This is a genomic window from Flammeovirga aprica JL-4 (genome assembly GCF_012844305.1).
GTDB lineage: Bacteria > Bacteroidota > Bacteroidia > Cytophagales > Flammeovirgaceae > Flammeovirga > Flammeovirga aprica.
Map to the genome: position 1 here is coordinate 13705 of NZ_JABANE010000077.1, position 20440 is coordinate 34144.

Here is a 20440-nt window from a genome sequence, read left to right on the forward strand (position 1 = left end):
AGATTAAAAAAATTAACTTATAGTCATATCAACGTTCGCATTAAAGCCTGCTCCAATGCCACAAATTCTAACATGACCATTTACTTTACCAACCATTTTTGTTGGCGCTGGTTCAAATTCAAGGTAAACTAAGCCTTGTACTTTTATATCAATAAGGTTAAACCTACTGGTCGATCCCCATTTTTTCTTAACTGCTACACCAATTTTTGCCCAAGCTGTTATTTGTACCCCCGCTCTCATCAAAGCAAAATGAGGTTTGTATCTAATCTTGGCGAAAACATCTACTGCAACCCCCGCATCGATTTCAATACCTACATCGGCTATACCAATACCAAAACTATAATAGGCATAAACACTGTACTGCAAACCAAAACCAAATTCAGCCGTTTCCTGATCTACATCTACAAAACCTCTTACTCCCCAGGCTACACAGCCTGGCGTAAATACTACTGGTTTTTCTAATGTACCTACAGCAACCCTCCATCTCCCCGGCTGTGTATCTACGAGTAAACTTGCATAAGCACACACGGGACCTTTAACAGAAGCTTCCGCAAAACCATAAAAATGTTTTTTTGCTGAATTATAGCGGATCTCTACTCTTCCGTAAGCAAAGGCACTTTCACTTGGTTCAGGTTCCCCTCCACTACTCTTTATAGCTACCGCCCCTTCAAACTCAATGACGTAATCTCCATTGGCTGCCACATCATATTTACCTCTCACCTCAAGTTTCATTAAACCTCCTGAGGAGTTGCCATCATGTACAATAAAGTGTATTGCAGCAGACATATCTTTGGTAAAATCTGGAACTGGAAACCCATTATCTCCAATTGCCATTTTCTTCATCACCCTACCTGATGCAGCCACAATATTTACAAACCCTAACTTGATAGGATTCTTTAAAGGACTTGCTTTTTCACTTAAAGGTGCCCCTACTTTTTTATCAGGATCTTCAGTTTGTAATTGAGCAAACCAATAACTCTGTCCATCTTTACGTCCATTAATATATGCCCCCCTAATAGCAAACTCTTCTGGCTCTCTAACGATAAGCGTAATATCTCCCATGAAAACTGTCCCATACGTTTCATCATCAGGCCGGTATCCAACCATGCCAGTCAACAATAATGCGGCAGACTCTAAATGAATAGGCATTGAATCTAAACTTACTACATCAGAAATATCACCCGAGGCTATAAATCCACTAAAGTTTAAAGGGACATCCATTTGTAAATCACCAGGAACAATAGAAGAAATTGATTCAGTAGCGACGTTACTAAGTTGATTTAAGCCCTCTTTTTTCACGACTACTAGAAGTTGGGTTTGAATCTCATTCCACAATCGATCTGGATCCAACATATTACCAACAGCATCTTTTCCTAAACCTTCAATCATCCGACCGAGGTTCTGAGGAGATGCCATTTGTAAAACATCATTTCCTATATCCACCAACATATTGGGAACCCCCTGAGTAATAGAATCCTCTAAGGCTTTTGTATCAACTGCTCCGTTGAGTATAGACAAAGCTACTTGATGAGACAGACTTCTAATTTTATTATTGACCCTTAGAGCAAAAACAGTTTTTGCTAAATGAGTGATAGAATCTTGCACATTTTCACGTACTGCATCTACTAAAGAATTTGTAACATGGGCTTGAATACCTCTATTAACTCCTTTTATAATGACCTCTATATCTGTACTAATATCAACTGGTGATGTGTTTTCTACAACAATACTCACCTCACCTCCGATTTTCGATACAACAGATTCTATATGAACATTTAGCTTTTGAGTCTGGTTTTTTACTAATTTGTTGATTTTGTTATTTACATTTCTTTCTAACCGACCAGCAACGGTATCTATTTTACTGGTTATTGGGTTAGTCAATTCATCAACCATAGCAGCGACAATCTCATCAAAGATTTCTCTTTGCTGATCATTCAATAATGCCCTAACTCCGCCCAGTTTTTCCTGTTGTAAATTTTCTTCTTCTTGTGCTTCAGTAAGGCTTCCAAGTACATCAATTTGGCCTCTTATCTCAGGTAATTGAGGAATCCCTTCCAATGCTGTTTTTTTAGCTTCCGCAAGTTTACTTTCTAATTCTTTTTGGGCCTTTTCATATTCAAATTTCTTCTCCTCTATTACTAATTCAGGAGATTTAATACTATAATCTATATCAGTATTCCCCAGTACTTTGGGGGCATATTTAGAATGAGTAGAACTGTATATATTTACACTAGGTGCTCCATCTTTACCACTTACATCATCGCCCATTACTACTTTCGCAGTGACACCAATAGCATAAACCCCTTCACTTGTTCCAACTCCTACTCCTTCAATAGACATAGGATACCTATCAAATGTAGTATTAATTACGTTTGTGAGTGCTCCTGTTCCATTAGGAGCTAGAAAACCAATTGCATAATTACTCCAGATTCTAAAATTGCCTACATTTTTAATTTTAGCACTTAATTCTGGCCAATCAATATCGAGACTCATTTCGACAAAATCATCTCCAGAAAATTTAGGTTTGTGAACAGTTAAATGCAGTTCTGTTTCTCTAAGGCCTTTATTAATAGTGAAAACTTGTTGATCAAGATCATCAAAAGCTCCGTTTCTAAAACCACTTCCACTTAAGTTCATGGTAAATGAAAACTGTTTTTCTTCACTTAAAATTGGTAACAAAATTTCACCATTTACCTCACCTGCCTTAAAAAGACCTTTATCTACAGTCAAAGAAGCATGTTTTAAATTACCTTTAAAACCATGCATATAAATAATGTCGTTATAAAACTGTTCCCATTTAAGATGTAAACCTGTACCGGTTACCCAAGCATCAGTGAGATCATCATCTTCTTTTTCAACAATAATATTTTCATCAATACGTAATCTATCTTTATGGTCAATTCGTTGGAAAGCATGTAATTTAAATTTTTTGATGTAAATACCTTTCCAAAGTTTATCAGTTGCAAATTTCCCATGTGATCCCTGTTCTGATAGGTCCATATGTATAGAAGTTGGCTCTATCCAAAATCCACTACCATTTAAAGCTCTGAATTTTTCTAACTCTCCAACAAAGTCAAACGAAAAGGGATGCTTTATCCCTGCAAATGGAACTTTTATTCTTCCTCCCGTTTCACTATCTAAATTATCAGGTAATAATACATCTCCAAACAGTGATACTTTATACTTTTCTTTATCTAAAATAGATGCAACAGAAGGATATCTAAATCTAAACCCAAAATTCATTGGATCTAACAACTCAAGATCATTTTCCTCCGTCAAAAATTGAAGCGTTCCTTGAGGTAAAAAATTATTAAAAATCAACCATCCTTTTTCAGTCTGAATGGAACCATCAAACTTTCCAATGTTTGCAAGTGGAAAGGGCCAATCCATTTTACCTTTGATATATAAACCCTTTGGATTCAGTTTTAAAGAATCGGCTCTAAAATAAGAAACTCCATTTCTTTCTTCTTCCGAAGGTGACAATTCAAATTCTGACATCCAACTGTCTTCAGGTATGTCATAATAAATTTCTCCCTGTTGAACGAACCAGCGACCAATACCTGCTGGATCTCTCATGTATAAATCATTGAATTCAACTTCTACAAAACGATTCTCTCCCACATTAAGTGTACCTGTACCTGAGAAATGGTTCGTATCTTTATTCTTTACCTCAACTACTTTCACTTCATGCCCTCCTATTTTGAAACTCTCCATTACAGGTGGTCCATAAAAGAATTGAGGCTCACTTTCTGCCACCAACTGTGCCCCTGAAACACACTCTACCTTCCATGCATATTTCACTTCTTTTCCCGGCAATTTCTCATCAAAATTCCAAGTATGTCCATTAACTGATCGCATAGTTGGAAATTGACTAGAATACCACACAGGATTGTTTAGTACCGCTTCCTCGGCTGTCTGTTCCCCTTTAACTTCTACAATTGTGACTTTATAATTAAATGGCTGATTTTCGATTCTTTTATCAGTAGCCGACCAAATAAAACTCTTTTTACCTTTTAGAGGCAAAGAGGCTTCATTTTCAGGTTTAGTAATTTCTATAATTCCTCCTTCAGGATATCCATAACGGAACCACTGTACTACTGACTTTCCCGCGTTCTTAAATAATGCTCTACCACCTACGTCATAAGCTTGTATTTGATAAATATATACCTTACCTCTTTCTAAATCAGGCATAGAAATATCATAGGTAAAATTATTCAGCGTTATAGGTTCAGATTCGAAAATAGGTAAAGCCTTGCTATTTGAAATTGCTAAAGCTGGGTTACTAATCGTTTCATCTGTCAATTCATACAACCATACTTTGTATTCAATACCGGTAGCTCCCATTGGCATCATGTCTGTCATTTGCCATGAAAACTGTACAGTTTGTGGGTCTTGAGGATCAATAAGTAACTCATTCATTGGAGAAGTTACCATTGGTGGTTCGCTTAACTGCATCCATGCCGAAGCTATAGCTTCATTAGATAGTACTTGCCCTGATAATTTATCAATTACTTTAATTGAAAAATTATAAAAGCCTTCCGGTAACCTTCCCGATGAAGCTACTCTTGCTCCTTGAGGACCAGAAACTACTAAATTGCTTAATTGAAAGTACTCTGAGAGTTGATCTCCATTTAAAGTCTCTACAGTATTAGGATAAAGGATAATAGATGTCTGAGGGACAAAACCTAAGGGTGTCTCTAATTTTACTGTAGTACTTTCAATTCTTAAACTTAAATAAACTTCACGCTGTTCTTCATAAGTATCTTTTAATGTCAAGTTTGCTTGAATACCTGATGTATTAATAGTGTAATAATCCTCTAAGTACAAACTGTAAGGAGCATTTAAAAAAAGTTGTGCTCTGACAGGTTGTTGTTGTGCCCACCCCTCCAAACTATTCCACAACATTAAAAATAGTAAGGGTAATAGCATTTTATTGATTTTTGAATAGCTATTCATTGTTACTTTAGTTTAATATTATAGGAATATGTAAATGTTGTTCTGATTTCATTAAAAGACTGCGTATTCACCGCATACCCTTTTCTCATTAAATAAGATGTGGACAGTGAAAATCGGTGTTGCTTTAAAAGATTGTATGAAAAAGCCAACCTAGTATTTAAAAACTCACTCTCTTTTATATTTTCTACATGAGCTTGTTGTCCAGAAAATGTAATTGTAGATCTTAATTTTTTCTGGAAAAAAGGTTGTGAAACAGAAAGTGATGGCCCCAGTAATGTTCTTACTAATTGATCGGACTCATTTCTATTCATATTCCCTCCAACTGTAATTTGAGTACCGGAAAGGGGTAATTGAAGAACATTATTAATATTAAAATTATAAAATGTGGCATTTACGCCATCTGAATCAAATGTATTTTGATACCCCAATGAAATATTTAAATTATTTGGTATTTTCTTTCCATATCCTATTGAAGAACTCAAGTTGGCATTACGAGTAACTTGTTGAAAGGATAAAGAATCCATGTCTGTTTGCGGATTATATTCAGCATAAACCACCCTTTGTGTAGAAGTAGAAAAATTTGAAAAGTTAAAATTTATATTTGAACGATCAGAGACCTTTACTGCTACATTTGCACTTCCAATCCAACGTTCAGATTGTGATGCTTTTGTTTCCCTTAAATTGTTACGTTGTAAACCTCCATTGAAAGCAAAATTAAACCGTTGCTTAACAGTGAAATTAGTACCTAATGTTATATCATCTAAATCATTAGCTAGAAATGGAGACCCCATGGTCCTAAAACTTGGACCAATGTTTCTATACTTTACATTCCATCTAATTTTTTCAAAAGCTAACGAAGCTTCACCTACAAAAGCGTGATTGTAATCAGAAGAAGCTCTTGGAGAAAATAATCCTCCCAAATTATTTAAATAAGAATAGTTATCTATCGTAATTTCTTCAGTGGTTATATCTCTAGTATAAGCACTGAATGCATAATCAAAAGCTAGTGTCAAACGTTTATTGAATGTTTTTTTTCCTTGTATTTCGGTTATTAAATTCTCTGCTGGTTTTGCTCCAAGCTGAACTGCCATCTCAGGCGTAATAGATGTAATATCATCTTTTGCTTTAAAAAGTAAAACACCTAAATTATTATCATTATTACCCCATTGCACTCTTCCTCCATAAGCCCAACGGTCATAAACAGCAAGATCTGATGACACATTCTGAGCTTGTTCTTCAGTGCCATCAAATGCTTTATTGATACGACCATACATCAATGAACAATTAACAGGGAAATTTTTCTTTTTCACCTCAAGTCCAACACCTAAAAATTGTGTACCAGCTAAGCTGAATTCTGAAAGATTCATACTCCTATAGCCTAGATGAAGTGTGACCCCTTTATACGTTGGACTAAAACCAAATTGATTAAAGTCTTGCTGAAAAGGATGTGTGAAATTTCGTTGCTGATGACTTAGTTGCACTGAAAAAGGAACAGTGAAAAATTTTGTTTTCACAGAAAGGTTCGCACCAATTTGCCAGTTTATAGGGTCCCTTCTTTGCTCAATTCCATCGGCTGAATATACTGTAAAATTCCCCCTCACACCTCCATTTATGGTGATAGAGTCTAATGGCGATCCTTTTAATTGGTCCGCTGCTGTCTCTATATTAATGTTGGTCGGTACTAATTGTGCCAAGGTAATTTTAGGATTTAATAAAAAAACCAATAAAACAAGAAGTAGTTCCTTAATATTTTTGTGGTATAAAAGTCTCATTCTATTCATTTACCTTTAAATACACCCACGGAGTACCCGAAATCAATTTGCTTTTAACTTCTCTATTCAACCTATTCACTTCATCCTGTGCTTCACCCCAATTTGTTGTTTCCTTACTAGCTACAAAAAAATATGTTTTGTTTGAGGGAGTTTGAACTTTTACAACTACTGTAAGGAACTTCAATTCACGTCTCACGATTTTTTGATACTCTTTAGCAAATTCCAACTTACCAAAAGTTCCTATTACGGTATAATATTTCGCATCAACCCCAATTGTTTCTATTGGTGCTTCTGCAGTATACTCCGATTTAACCTCTTCTAGTGCTACTGCTTGTTCGCTATTTAGCTCCTGAAGTTTCTCAACCTTTGCCTCAAGTTCAACTAATCTATCCTGAGCTATTTTATGAGCTTCTTTTGCCTTTTCTACTTCCTGAGAAGCTTGATCTACTTGCTCTGTCAGAATTATTTCATCTTCTTGTGTTAACCTTCTCCCTTTTTGTCTTTTCTTACTCTTTTTGTTAGATATAAAATAACTTAAGGCTATTTCATGATTACCAGAACTCACAGCAGATAACTCTGTGGTAGGGTATTCATAAGCGTAACCGATACCTATTTGATCATCCACAATTACTTTTGAAAAGAAACCAAAACCTGAGCGATTTCTATAAGTCACACCTAAATTCAAAAAATCCTGATATTTAACAGAAACAATTGCACTTATATTAGAGGGCATACCTTCTGTTGAAGAGACTATCAGCATTGGTTTCATTGTCCAAAAATCATTAAGAGCCATACTATAATCAATATGAGCAAAATAGTGTCGAACCAAGCGATGAGTCAGACTTTTTTCTTCCTTCTGATCTTCAAAAAGGATCTCATTACCAAATAATTGTTTTGCTGTAAAACCAATATTCAAATTCTTTTTATAGTTATAAAGAATACCAAAGCTTCCATCAATATTAGTCCTTGATTGATTATGAGATAAAAGTGTAGGGTCAGAATAATCTTGTGCTTTTATTTCCGAAAAATCAATAGAAAAACTTTTTGCTCCGAGTGAAAGACCAAATGATAAATTATGGTCTAAATTAATTGGAATATGATATGCATAAGTTAGTTCTACTCCTGTTTTCTTTAAAATATTTGTTACGCTATTATATAGATTAACGCCCAAACCAATTTTTTCATTTGAAAGATAACCATCAATGTTAAACGTTATATCTTCCGGTCCATTAGGTAACCCTAACCATTGTCGTTTATAAACACCTTCAGCTTTCATTTTTTTCTGAACACCCGCTCCTGCAGGATTCAGTAAGTAAAGGTTATCATAGACATGAGTATAGGTATCAACCTGCTGTGCATGTAGTTTCACAGGAATTAGATCCACTAAAGCACATATTATAATAATAATTAAATACTTTTTCATTGAATAGAATGCTTATTAAAATTGTGGAGAGCTATAATTATTTGAGTTTCTCAATACTGTAATAGCTCCCTTGTACACTTTGGGGAAATTTTCAGAAGTAATTATATAGTAATATGAACCATCTGGTAAGATATCAGTACCTTGAACCGCTCCCCAATCATTTTTGTAATTGGTTGTTGTATATATATTTTCACCTAATCGATTAAATATTTGGACCTTTGCTTCAGGGTATCTTTCAATGTTTTCAACAATCCATGTATCATTTTTCCCATTTCCATCAGGTGTGACAACATTCATAGGAAATAAACGGAAATCATCTTTGACATATACTGTCACCTCATCTTCTGTTATGCATCCATATTTGTCAGTCACTCTTACCTTATAAGTTGTTGTCTCTTTAGGTGATGCTTCAGGGTTTGAAATATTAGCATTATTCAATCCTGTGGCAGGAGACCATAAATAGTTTACACCTCCTGTAGCCGTTAGTTGTGTAGAGAAACCTTGACTAATTTCTATTTCATCACTAATAATCACTTTTGGTAAACCATAGGTAATTACAGGTTTTTCAATAATATCGAAACACCCTTCATTTGCTATTACTTTCAATTGTACACTATATTCTCCCGGAATGTCATAAGCATGTTCAGGTGATTTTAACGTAGAAGTCTTACCATCTCCAAAATCCCATAGATAAGCCGCAGTACCATCAATGTTCCACGAAATGTTATTGAATTGATGCGCTTCACCAAAGCATACATTTACAACGTCAAAATCTGGTACTGGAACCTCTTTTACTTCAACAACCTTACTAAATACCTCTACACAACCTTGATCAGATGTCGCTTTTAATACTACGGTGTACTTACCAGTATTTAAATAAGTTTTACGCGGTGACACGTCAATTGAATTGGTACCATCGCCAAAGTTCCATTGATAAGTTATTATTTTTCCATCTTTTGAGATACTTGATTGGTTCTCAAATATCATTTCCTGCCCATCACACACTGGAAGTGCAGTAAAGTCTAATACAGGTAATGGATTCACATTCACTTCTCGGTCTACCTCGGCTACACATCCATATTCAGACTGAACAACTAATTTTACAGTATATGCTCCTGGTGAACTATAAATATGATTTGGACTTAAGTCTGTAGATGTAATTCCATCTCCAAAATCCCATAAATAAGACATCACACCAGTTTGTATGGTAGAATTATTTGAAAATTGAGTTGCCTCTCCAAAACAAGGTTGCGTAAAAGTGAAATCAACCTTAGGTTCTGGGTAGACATTCACAACATATTGAGACGACAATTCACACCCTTCATTGTTCTTTGTAATCAATTTTACGGTATAAGCACCTGACTCAGTGTATAGGTGTTGAGGATCCTTTTCTAATGATGTTGTACCATCTCCAAAATCCCATTCATAACTAAATGATGATGGTGTATAGATTTTCTCTCCGTTGATCTCTGCATAGCTTTCATTGATAAACGCCATTTTATTTCCTATGCAAATATTCGTAAACGAAAAACTAGAAACAGGTTGATCATTAACTACTACTTCTTGTTGATAAATATCTTTACAATCACTCGAATTCGTAACCTCTAAGCTCACAGTATACCTACCCGTTGATGAGTATTGATGAGTAGGGTTCAAAGAAGTACTTGAACTTCCGTCCCCAAAATCCCATACATATGATAGTTGACCTGAACTTGTATTTGATTGATTTGTAAAGATCATTGTCTGACCAAAACAAACATTCTCTTGTGTAAAAGCGGCTACTGGAGTATCCCAAACTCTAACATATTTTTCAAAAGAAGAGACACACCCCTCTGCAGAAGTCACTTGTAATTTTACTTGATATAATCCTGAAGCTTCATATTCATGTACTGGGTTTTCCAAAGACGATACTGATCCATCTCCAAAGTCCCATGAATAGTTAAGAGTGGTTGTAAATATACTCTGATCTATACTGCTTTGATTTGTGAATAAAGTAGGGTTACCAATACATACTTCTGAGTTTGTAAACTCAACAATAGGTTTAGGGTAAATTTGAATGGTTTTTGTTAATTTCTCAGTACATCCATAACTAGATACTGCTTCCAATGTAACTTTATACTCCCCAGATGGTACATCATTAAAACTTGGATCAAAAGAAGTCGATGTTGAATTCAATGCATCATTAAGATACCACTTATAAGAGATCGTTTCATCCTTTACTTTTGAAAGGTTCTTAATTATCAATGAAGCACCAACGCAACTATTTACAACTGTAAAATCAATGACAGGTATTGGATAAGATTCAATCATTTTTCTTTGAACAGTAGTACAGCCTCCTTCTGATGTAACTGTTAGACTTACTTCATAAGACCCCGTACCTACATATGTATTTGATGGATTTTCTTCTGTAGAAGTTTTTCCATCGCCAAAATCCCATAAATACGTTGCTGTACCTTCTATGTTCCATGATGTATTCGTAAATTGATGTGCTTCTCCAAAACAGACATTTTTAACTTCAAAATCAGGCACAGGTATTTCCTTCACTACCACTTCTTTTGAAAAAACTTCGAAACACCCTTGATCAGATGTTGCTTTTAAGGTAACCGTGTATTTCCCCGCTTTTGTATATAATTTTCGTGGTGCTGAGTCAATAGAATTCGTTCCATCGCCAAAATTCCATTGATAGCTTGTTATTTCTCCCTCATTAGAAATAGTTGACAAGTTTTCAAATACCATCTCCTGACCATCACAAACAGGTTGTGCAATAAAATCTAAAACTGGCAATGGATTTACAGTTACTTCTTTGAACAGCTCTTTTTCACATCCGAATTCTGATTGTACTACTAATTTCACATCATAATTACCAGGTGATAAGTAAGTATGAATCGGGTTCTTATCAGATGATGTCACGCCATCTCCGAAATCCCATGAATATGTAAGCGTACCTGATTGAATAGCAGAATTATTATAAAATTGAGTTGCTACACCATAGCATGATTCTGTGAAAGTAAAATCAACTGTTGGCTCTGGATAAATATTAACTACCTTTTTAGAAGATGACTCACAGCCTTCATCACTTTTAATTATTAATTCCACTGTATATGAACCAGATTTTTTATAAAGATGGTGAGGATCTTTTTCTCTGGAAATTGTTCCATCTCCAAAATTCCATTCATAACTAAATGAAGAGGGGGTATCTGTTTTGACACCACTTACTAAAGCGAAACTTTCATTAATAAATTCTATTTCACTTCCAATACATACGTTTGAAAATGTAAAATCTGATACAGGTTGATCATTAACTATTACTTCTTGCTGATAAGAATCTTTACAACCGCTACTATTTGTAACTTCCAAAATCACAGTATATTTCCCAGATGCCGCATAGTTATGTGTTGGGTTTAAAGAAGTACTTGTATTAGTATCTCCAAAATCCCATAGGTAAGTCAGTTTTCCTGAACTTGTATTTGACTGATTTGTAAAAAGCATCGGATTTCCTAAGCATACATTTTCCTGCTTAAAAGCTGACACAGGAGTATCCCATACTCTTACATATTTTTCGAAAACATCTACACACCCTTCTGTTGATGTGATTTGGAGCTTTGCTTTATACAAACCAGAAGCCTCATACTTATGTGTTGGATTCTCCTCTATTGAGACTGAGCCATCTCCAAAATCCCATGAATAATGGAGAGATGTCGTAAAAATATTCTGATCAATACTGCTCTGATTTGTAAATGAAGTTACACTACCTATACAAACTTCTGTATTTACAAAATCAGCAGTAGGAAGTGGATAGACATTAATCAGCTTCTTCATTGTCTTCACACAACCTTTAGTCGATGTTGCTTCTAACACAATTTCATATTCTCCTGAAGGAATGGTATTAAAAACAGGGTCAAAAGAAGTGGAAACAGAACCTAGAGCATCATTAAGATACCATTTATACGATACGGTACCATCTTGAACAGATGATAGATTTTTAATAATTAGAGGTGTTCCAAAACAGCTATTTTCTACAATAAAATCAATTTCAGGCACTGGAAAAGATTCAACATTTTTTGTAACTACTGCTGAGCATCCATCATCTGTTGTAACTGACACGCTTACTTGGTAAACTCCAGGTGTAGAGTAAGTATGTGAGGGGTTTTCCTCTATTGAAGTCTGACCATCACCAAAGTCCCACGAATAGCTAAGTGTTGATGTACCATCATAAAAAGTAGTGTTAGAGAAATTTGTACTTTCATTTACGCATACTTCTCCTACATTGAATGAAACTTTTGGTACTGTTTTTACAATTACATCTTGCACAGTGCTATAAGAACATCCATTTTTCGAAGTTAATGTTAATTGTACTTTGTATAGTCCTGCTTTAGCATATAAATGAATAGGCTTGTTTAAAGACGAAAAAGCTCCATTGCCAAAATCCCACTGATAAGTGTAATCATTTGAAATTAGATCTGGGGTAAAAACTGTTGGATCGCCTTCACAAACTTCTGTTGCATCAAATTCAGTAATTGGACTACTTTCTACATTCACTTCTCTTACAGAAGAATATACACTCCCACAAGCTCCATTCTCAACTACAACTCTGTAATATGTTGACTTTTGCAAATCTGTAAATGATAATGTATTGGTAACATTCGGTATAGGTGAAAAAGTAATATTATCTAAAGATTTCTCCCATCTTAAAATATCCCCTTGATAATTGATTAGGTTTAAAGTTCCTGAATTTTCATCTGGACACTGACTTGAAACTTCCAAAATATCACCACCAATAGCAATAGGTGATACCTCTACAGTTTGAATATTAGAATAACTACCTTCACAGCTATTACTTTCCACGAAGACTCTGAAGTACTGAGTTTTCTTTAATCCTTTGTATTCTTGTATTGCAGACTGATTATCTATTTTTATCCAAGGAGCATCCCCTGTTTCTGAATATTCCCAATATTTAATTTCACCTACATAATTATTAAGCTCTAATTGATATTTGGTCATATCAACACTACAAATACTATTACTGCCTGTCAATACACCGCTATCTGTTAAAGAACTAACACTTAATGATATATCTTTAGTAATTATACAATTATCCTCCAAAGTTATTTCCAAACTATAGTTTCCAGCATGATTCAAATTACAGTTTGCAATGTTCAACTGATTTGAGTTTCCAACTATTATGTTTGAATTAAATTTCCATTGGTATGATGCTCCATCAATTTGTGGAACAGACACTTGAATATTTTGTCCTTGACAATATTCTAAATTCCCAACTATTTCTGAAACTAAGCTTTTAGCTTGATTATAAACTATAGTAATACCTTCAACTTCTTCACTTCTTGCAAAAATATAGTCTACAATCACTTTTGCATTACCTTTTGTAGAACCAAGAAGAATTGAAGAAGAAGAGATAGTAGAAGTAGAAGACAAATTAGAAAGTAATGATTCCCCAATATTTCCGGAAGCTTGCCTTCCATCAAAAGTCAATTTCCAAACATTATCCCCAACTACAGATCGGCCTGAGGAATTAATATCTTCAGTTAAACACTCATCATCTGTATATCTCTTGATAAAACCAGAGCTTGTTTCTGCATTAGCTCCAATTACAAGCCCTTCCTGATATTTTGATTTAAAACCAAACACACTTTCTCCCGTCAAGGATATTCCATCTACTTTGGCTTCAAGTGTACATGGGATGTTGACACTCTGTTTTGATTGTAAAATAGATAAATTTGAAGGTTGATTATCACTACCTCCCTCTATTACTATTTTACCATTATTAAAGTGGAAGTTAGCATCAGACGTAGCACAAGAGGTATCCCATTTTTCTTGATTTAGAAAGGATAAATTAAAATCATCAAAATAAAGAAAGGTGTTTTCACCACTAGACTGAGCAACAGCATGTGGGTTTCCATAATAAAAATAGATTGGATTACTTCCATTTTCTATTTTGGGGACTCTTAACCAAATATTTGTTTGGTTCGTATTAATTGAGCCATCTTCAATCCAATAAGAAAGTATATTTCCATATTGATCTTTGAAACGTATATCACTACCATCACTACTCATCATATCTTGAGAGATTAACTCTTCAGAATTAATAGTGATTTTTAATTGGTAATCATTAATAATTGTTCCAGCATTTTTTATCTCTATTTTCTGTAAATTAGTATAGTTTGTAAAACAAGTTTGCCCAAATAGATTTACAGAGAATAGCAAAAGTACAATTAAGCTTCTCATTATTTTAGTTTGCAATTTTATATTGGTGCAAAACTAGAACATGAAATGTTAATTTTACTACCCATTACCACTCATTAACCTAAGTTAACAATAAGACAATCCTATTTGGGAATGAAAATTTTTCATAACAAAACAAATATAAACTTTGTTATTAACTTTCTTTTGAAGAAAAAATTTTCAAACCTAGTATTAAAGTTTAATAATACATTTAAAAATAAAATCAATCCAAAAAAATATTAACATTTAACTCTTAAGTAATATTAAATCAATACTATACCTTCCTAAAAAAAACACCCCACAAACATCATCTGTGAGGTGTCAATATATTGCTTAATTTAATTTTTATGCTTCATAGATAATAACTTCTGTTACTGTTATTTGTTTTCGATAAAATAGGCTAATACTTCTTCTGAGTCCCAATTATTACCGATAGATATTTGTTTCACACGTTCTCCTTTTGCATTGAAAAACAAGGAAATAGGCACTGGATGTTTCCCTAATTTTGCAGAATCCAACAGTTGAGCGTACTCTAATATATGCCCTTTTTTATCTAAAAATTTCTTTTGGTGCTTTAGGTCTGAGTTCGAAATAGAAAGAACCATAAAATCATCTAACTCTAGTGATTTGTTGTAGAGCTTGACCAAAGCAGGCTTTTCAATTTCACATCCTGTACACCCAGCTGCTGAGAGGTTGAGGAGAATTGCTTTCCCATTTCGAATTTCACCAATTGTTTTTTTCTCCCCATTTTTATCTAGAACGGTCAGCTGATCGAGTTCGAAATCATTTATTTTAAAATGATCATAAATAAAATATGTAAACCCAGTTCCAACTACTAATGTTGCTACTGAAAATGTGATTAAAAAGAGTTTGAATAGTTTCATTTGCTTTTGAATTAGAGGCTGAAAAATAAAGGTGCGATGATTAAGAAATAAAGTGGGAGTGAGCTTAAAGCACCCATCACTACACCTAGTACTATGGCTGTTGAGATCGTTACTACCTTTCGAGTTTTCGTTACTTTAACCTCTTTTTTTGTTACTGCCATATAGATAATACAGCATAAAAGTAAGCTATAAAAGGCTATCACAACCTGTGTGATTAACATTCCATTGATCATATTTACTATTAAATTAGTTAGCTATAAATGTATTAATTTGACTTTGATATTTTTTTGATGGGCCTACTCATTTATAGTATGAGCAGGCCTTTGATAGTGAGTTAGTTTTTAATTTGACACTTAAATTAATCTGACACAATGTTTTCTTTTATTTGACACTAGTAGAAAACTTATTGCTGTTCGTATTGTTGATATAAATCTGATAGTTCTTTCCAAGAGACCCCTAAGAGCTGGATCTTCTTGAAGAATGCAGGGACATCGTCTTTCATAAAAGCTGATTTTTCTACATTCTGCACCATTTTAGATGCTTCTTCTGAGATAAAGTAGCCAATTCCTCTTTTGTTGAAGATAATTCCATCGTCTTGGAGTGAGGAGTAAGACCTTGCCACTGTGTTTGGATTTACTTCCAGTTCCACAGCCAGCTGTCTTACCGAAGGAATTTTCTCTCCTTCTCCCCAAGTACCTTTCAATACCTTTTCGCAAATGAGATCCATTATTTGTAAATAGATAGCCTTATTACTGGTAAATTCCATATTACACCTCCTTCTTTTTAAATTTCAAAAACGACAACGCCCAAAGTCCTAAGAAAATAAGCACTATGACTGACTGACCTATAAAACCTAGTTTTTCAAGTATGATTTCATCATTGAATTGGAAACTAAAATTCTGAGCCTCTATTGTTCCTACAACTAAGAAGAAAACAATTACTCCTACTAACCAAATCACAAATGTCAATACAAAAAAGGCCACCGTAGACTTTAGGAATGAGTACTTTTTAAATAAAATTGAACCTAGGAAATAGTAAGCATGCATAGAAAAATAAGCAAGTGTTACATATTTCAACGTTTCGTAATCATTGATAATAAGTGGGTTATAGAGTTGGAACTCCCCTCCAGTCATCATCCATCCTAATTTTGCTATTGCTTGTACTTTAAGGAATATTAATGTTACTACTAACGGATATATAAAAGATGTACTTAAAAAGATCACTAAAAACTTTTCTTCGCGAGATGCAGGTAATGACAGATAGTTCATTGCACCTCCTTTCGTAGATATTCTGTGAAAAGAAAAACTTGTAATGATAGCAGCTCCAAAAGACATCATTAATATATATATTGTCTTCATTGTATCTGCTCTTACCAAACCTCTTGGTTCTACACTACTTGCCATTGCACTGATGGCTAAAATAAATGCTGCTACACCTAATATTCCAATTAACAATGGCTGTTTTGATAAAACCAATTCATATCTTAAAAGGTTTGTAATTCTTCTGACGTTAAATTTAGATTCCATGGTGATTTTTAGTTTTTAATGAAGTTGATAATGTGTCTGCCATTTTATTTTTCTCGCTTAATACAGCATTGAATAGTAATTCGAGATTTACTCTACTGATATCCCCTAACGTATTTTTAGCTACTACCTTGTCATCTGCAATTCCTTTTTCCAAATAAATCACATCTTCCTCTTCTACTTTATCTGCTGTAGTAAAAAGTAATTGCTCTGTAATACTATCTAATGTTTCATTAAAAACTACTTTGCCACTGTCTACAATCACAATCGGATCAATCAAGCTTTCTAAGTCCCTTACTTGGTGAGTAGAAATAAGAAAAACTCTATCATCTGACATATATTTGGCTACTAATTTTCTAAACTGACTTTTAGAAGGAATATCTAAACCGTTAGTAGGTTCATCCATTAAAAGCAAACGTGTATTACTTGCTAATCCCAATGAAATTAAAGCCTTTTTCTTTTGTCCGTATGACATATTGTGAAGTGTCATATCTGGTGTTAAACCAAATTCTGAAATCATTTCGAAAAATGCCGTAACGTCAAACTTCGGATAAAAAGGTTCGATCACACCTACATAACTTTCAATTGAGATATTAGGGAAAGTCATTTCCTCTGGAATAAAAAAGACCTCTCTTAAAAACTCCGGTGATGCATCTGCAGCGTAATGCCCTCCAACATCTACTGTACCATGATGTGGTCTTTTTAATCCTGCAATCAACATCAATAGCGTTGACTTACCTGCTCCATTCTCTCCTAATAAACCATATATATTCCCTTCCTGTAACTCTAAATCAAGGTTATCGTATAAAATTTTCCTTCTTGAATACCCGAAAGTAAGGTTGTTAATACTGATCATTTCATTAATTATTTAGTGTACTAATTAACTATTACACTACAACATTAGAACATTAATATGATATATCCAAATTTTGGGCAAAAAAAAATTCCCCAACTGCAGAACAATTGGGGAAATAATGATAGATTGTGATTTTACGTTAAGGTCAAATCCTCTTTACATTATATGACCTTATGACCGTGTTATTCTAGTTAGTTTTTATATCGTCCATTTGAATTCATTACTTCTGGTTGCCAAGTTCTAGTGAATTTGGCTAAGTTTTCCTGTACTTCAGGAAGTAAATCACCGGCGTACTTATCGATAGCACCATCACCAAGGTATAAACCGATGTAAGCTAAAATGTCGTCTGTTGCTAAACCATTCTCTTGTCCAAATCCAGTTCTTAAAACTTGTCTTGGGTCAGAACCTTTGGCTTGACTAGCCTCGTTTCTTGTTAGAATACCATCGCCGTTTGTGTCAAGGTCTTCGATTAACCATTGTGCTTTTTCCTCACCGATTAATGCTTTGAAGTACACTTTAGCATCTGCGGCCGTAATTGTAGGGTTGATAGACGGTACTGTACCTTGGTAACCGCACATTTCAATAAACTGATCGTCAATATCAATTCCAAGATTGATCTCGATATCAATAATTGCCAAACGAGCATTTTCAGGATCACTAACTACTCCATCACGAGAAACAAAGTAACCGTCAGAGTTCAAACAACCATCGTTGCCGTTTCCTACAGGAGTTACACAAGTGGTGTTGTTAGGATTAAGATTACCGCTTCCTTCATTTCCAGAACCTGTGTCTTCACCACCTTCTTGAGGCTCTTCTGTACATCCAGCACTAAAAGCTTGCACTTGATCTGCCCAGCACTGACCACATGCTTCATAAGGATGTGAAGAAGGACAGTTATTTGATGCTGTTGTTTCACCTTCATTAGGCACAGTTGTTTCTTCTGACGAACCTGTATCTGTACACCCTGCTGATTCAGCTTGAGCTTGATTCTCCCAACATTGGTCACATGCCACATACGGGTGCGATGGCGGACAACTTACTCTATAGTTAGAGGCCGTCTGCGCAATTTCTTCCTGGTGGTCCGTATGGCACCCTGCCATCAACATTGAAAATAGTAGTAGTAGAATAGAATTAACTGTTTTCATTTCACTTCATTTTTAAGTTTTGAGATACCCGAAATAAGTAGGTTGCAATGGGGATATTAAATTTTCAGCTACTTCATAATTTTACTTTGGAGTCATTCTTTCACTTTTTTTTCTACTTCATACCTACACCTACAACTCAATAAAACACTACCTACCAACACTTTACACTTATTACTAAAGTCTTCATTCTTACTCCAAAGAATTTTAATTTCTTAATGACAAGAAAATTTCAAAAATAAATACGTCATTGTTTGTCGGTCACTTAGTCGGTCTTTTTTCTGTGATTTTCCTCTTAGATTAAAGTATGAAAAAGGAATTATTACTCGGATTGATCCCGTTTATAATGGGAAGTTGTCAAATTCAGAAAAATACTATTCAGGAGAATTTAGCAAAGGACTGTGTGCTTTCTGATGAAAAATATCAAACACAACAACAAATACACTTAAGTGACATCAGGCAATGGATTGAGGAAGAAAAAATCACTTCTATTGAAGATCTGATCTCTGAATTACCAGAGGTGTATCGTAAGAATTTTTCACTGGTGGAACACACCAAAGCGTTGGGTGAATCCAATCTGGACTATCCACGTATAGTGCTTTTTGGTGGAGATGGACACTTGCTTTTTAATATAAGCTCCAAACTTGATGACCCCACTTATCAGAAAGTAGATGGAATAGAACTCAATGAGGAAACGGGTAATTGGGAGCTTTTTCAAGTGGATTTTTCTCAAGCCAAAATTAAAGTGCATGATGCACCTCAAGAATGTTTCAGATGTCATGGTGAGGCACATCCAAAACCGCTTTGGGGTACAAGCAGTCACTGGAAAGGAGTATTTGGTGACAATGAGGCTCCTGGCCCCAATGGTGAAGCTCTTTCGCTAAGACATCTTCAAAAAATGAATGCTTTCAGAGATAAAAATACTGACAGTCCAAGGTTGAAACAGTTGATTTGGGATGACGAACAAGTACTTCGTTCTGGTGGAATAAGAAATATCAAAGACAATCGTTTTGGGGCTGAATTGATCGCTTCTAATCATTTTATTGGCGCTTCTGTGGCAAAGGGAATTTATATCAGAATGGAACAAGAGCTGAAAGATAAAAAGGCGGTCCTTCCACTGTTATTATTAACGGCTCAAATGAAAGAGGACATTCATTTAGGTAAAATCACTCAACAACATTTTGTCAGTAACAATACTCCGCTTCATATTGATTCTCTTTATTTGCAATTGGGAATAAACACTGAAACTGACTTTACGATCAATAACAGTTTGGAAGATCAAGAGGTGGATAAGTTATGGAAAATGGGAAAAGGCACACTGTATGAGCAAGTTGCTTTATTGACCTTGTATTATGAATTGATGGCGAATGAGGAATTAAAAAACCTCTTTTCAAACATTCCTGCACATCAAATCTGTAAATCTGAAGAGCATACGATCACGAACCTTTATGATCTCGTGAAACATAAAGTCAACTACCATTATTTATTGAAAGGGAACGGTAAAGTGGAAGCTTCTAAGGTATATATTCCTATGGATGATGATGAGGTGTTTGAGTCTGTGCTTCAACCCGCTTTTCATTATCTACAGAATTATTATAGTGTTCAAAATCAACTGCTTTGAACCATATTGGGCGGTCACATAAG

The 20440-nt window shown here is 34.6% G+C and carries 10 protein-coding genes; 1 reads left to right on the forward strand and 9 read right to left on the reverse strand.

Features of this window, described 5'->3' with window-relative positions; translation table 11 throughout:
- Positions 1-12: 12 nt before the first annotated feature.
- The 9 genes from HHU12_RS23075 to HHU12_RS23120 all read right to left on the reverse strand — a co-directional run bounded on the left by HHU12_RS23075 (position 13) and on the right by HHU12_RS23120 (position 18799).
- Positions 13-4956, reverse strand: coding sequence for a hypothetical protein (locus HHU12_RS23075; protein WP_169659105.1), 4944 nt, complete (start codon positions 4954-4956; stop codon positions 13-15).
- A gap of 2 nt (positions 4957-4958) precedes the next feature.
- Positions 4959-6728, reverse strand: a complete 1770-nt coding sequence (locus HHU12_RS23080; protein ID WP_169659106.1) for a hypothetical protein — start codon at positions 6726-6728, stop codon at positions 4959-4961.
- A 1-nt stretch (position 6729) separates the two neighbouring features.
- Positions 6730-8151, reverse strand: a complete 1422-nt coding sequence (locus HHU12_RS23085) for a PorP/SprF family type IX secretion system membrane protein (protein WP_169659107.1) — start codon at positions 8149-8151, stop codon at positions 6730-6732.
- A 15-nt stretch (positions 8152-8166) separates the two neighbouring features.
- Positions 8167-14394 carry a DUF2341 domain-containing protein gene (locus tag HHU12_RS35850; protein WP_169659108.1) on the reverse strand — a complete coding sequence of 2076 codons (6228 nt, stop codon included), beginning with the start codon at positions 14392-14394 and terminating at the stop codon, positions 8167-8169.
- 374 nt (positions 14395-14768) lie between these two features.
- A complete protein-coding gene (locus HHU12_RS23095; RefSeq protein WP_169659109.1) occupies positions 14769-15275 on the reverse strand; it encodes a TlpA family protein disulfide reductase in 507 nt (168 codons plus the stop codon).
- A gap of 403 nt (positions 15276-15678) precedes the next feature.
- Positions 15679-16002 carry a GntR family transcriptional regulator gene (locus tag HHU12_RS23105; protein WP_240971084.1) on the reverse strand — a complete coding sequence of 108 codons (324 nt, stop codon included), beginning with the start codon at positions 16000-16002 and terminating at the stop codon, positions 15679-15681.
- A gap of 40 nt (positions 16003-16042) precedes the next feature.
- Entirely contained in the window at positions 16043-16801 is a 759-nt protein-coding gene (locus tag HHU12_RS23110) for a hypothetical protein (RefSeq protein ID WP_169659112.1), read from the reverse strand.
- Positions 16791-17654, reverse strand: a complete 864-nt coding sequence (locus HHU12_RS23115) for an ABC transporter ATP-binding protein (RefSeq protein ID WP_169659113.1) — start codon at positions 17652-17654, stop codon at positions 16791-16793. Before HHU12_RS23115 ends, HHU12_RS23110 begins: the two co-directional genes overlap by 11 nt.
- A gap of 191 nt (positions 17655-17845) precedes the next feature.
- On the reverse strand, positions 17846-18799 hold the full coding sequence (locus tag HHU12_RS23120; RefSeq protein ID WP_169659114.1) for an EF-hand domain-containing protein: 954 nt from the start codon (positions 18797-18799) through the stop codon (positions 17846-17848).
- Positions 18800-19103: 304 nt separating this feature from the next.
- On the opposite strand from HHU12_RS23120, the gene HHU12_RS23125 reads away from it, so the two are divergent.
- Positions 19104-20417 (forward strand): hypothetical protein, encoded by a 1314-nt coding sequence (locus HHU12_RS23125; protein WP_169659115.1) that lies wholly within the window; start codon positions 19104-19106, stop codon positions 20415-20417.
- Positions 20418-20440: the final 23 nt, after the last annotated feature.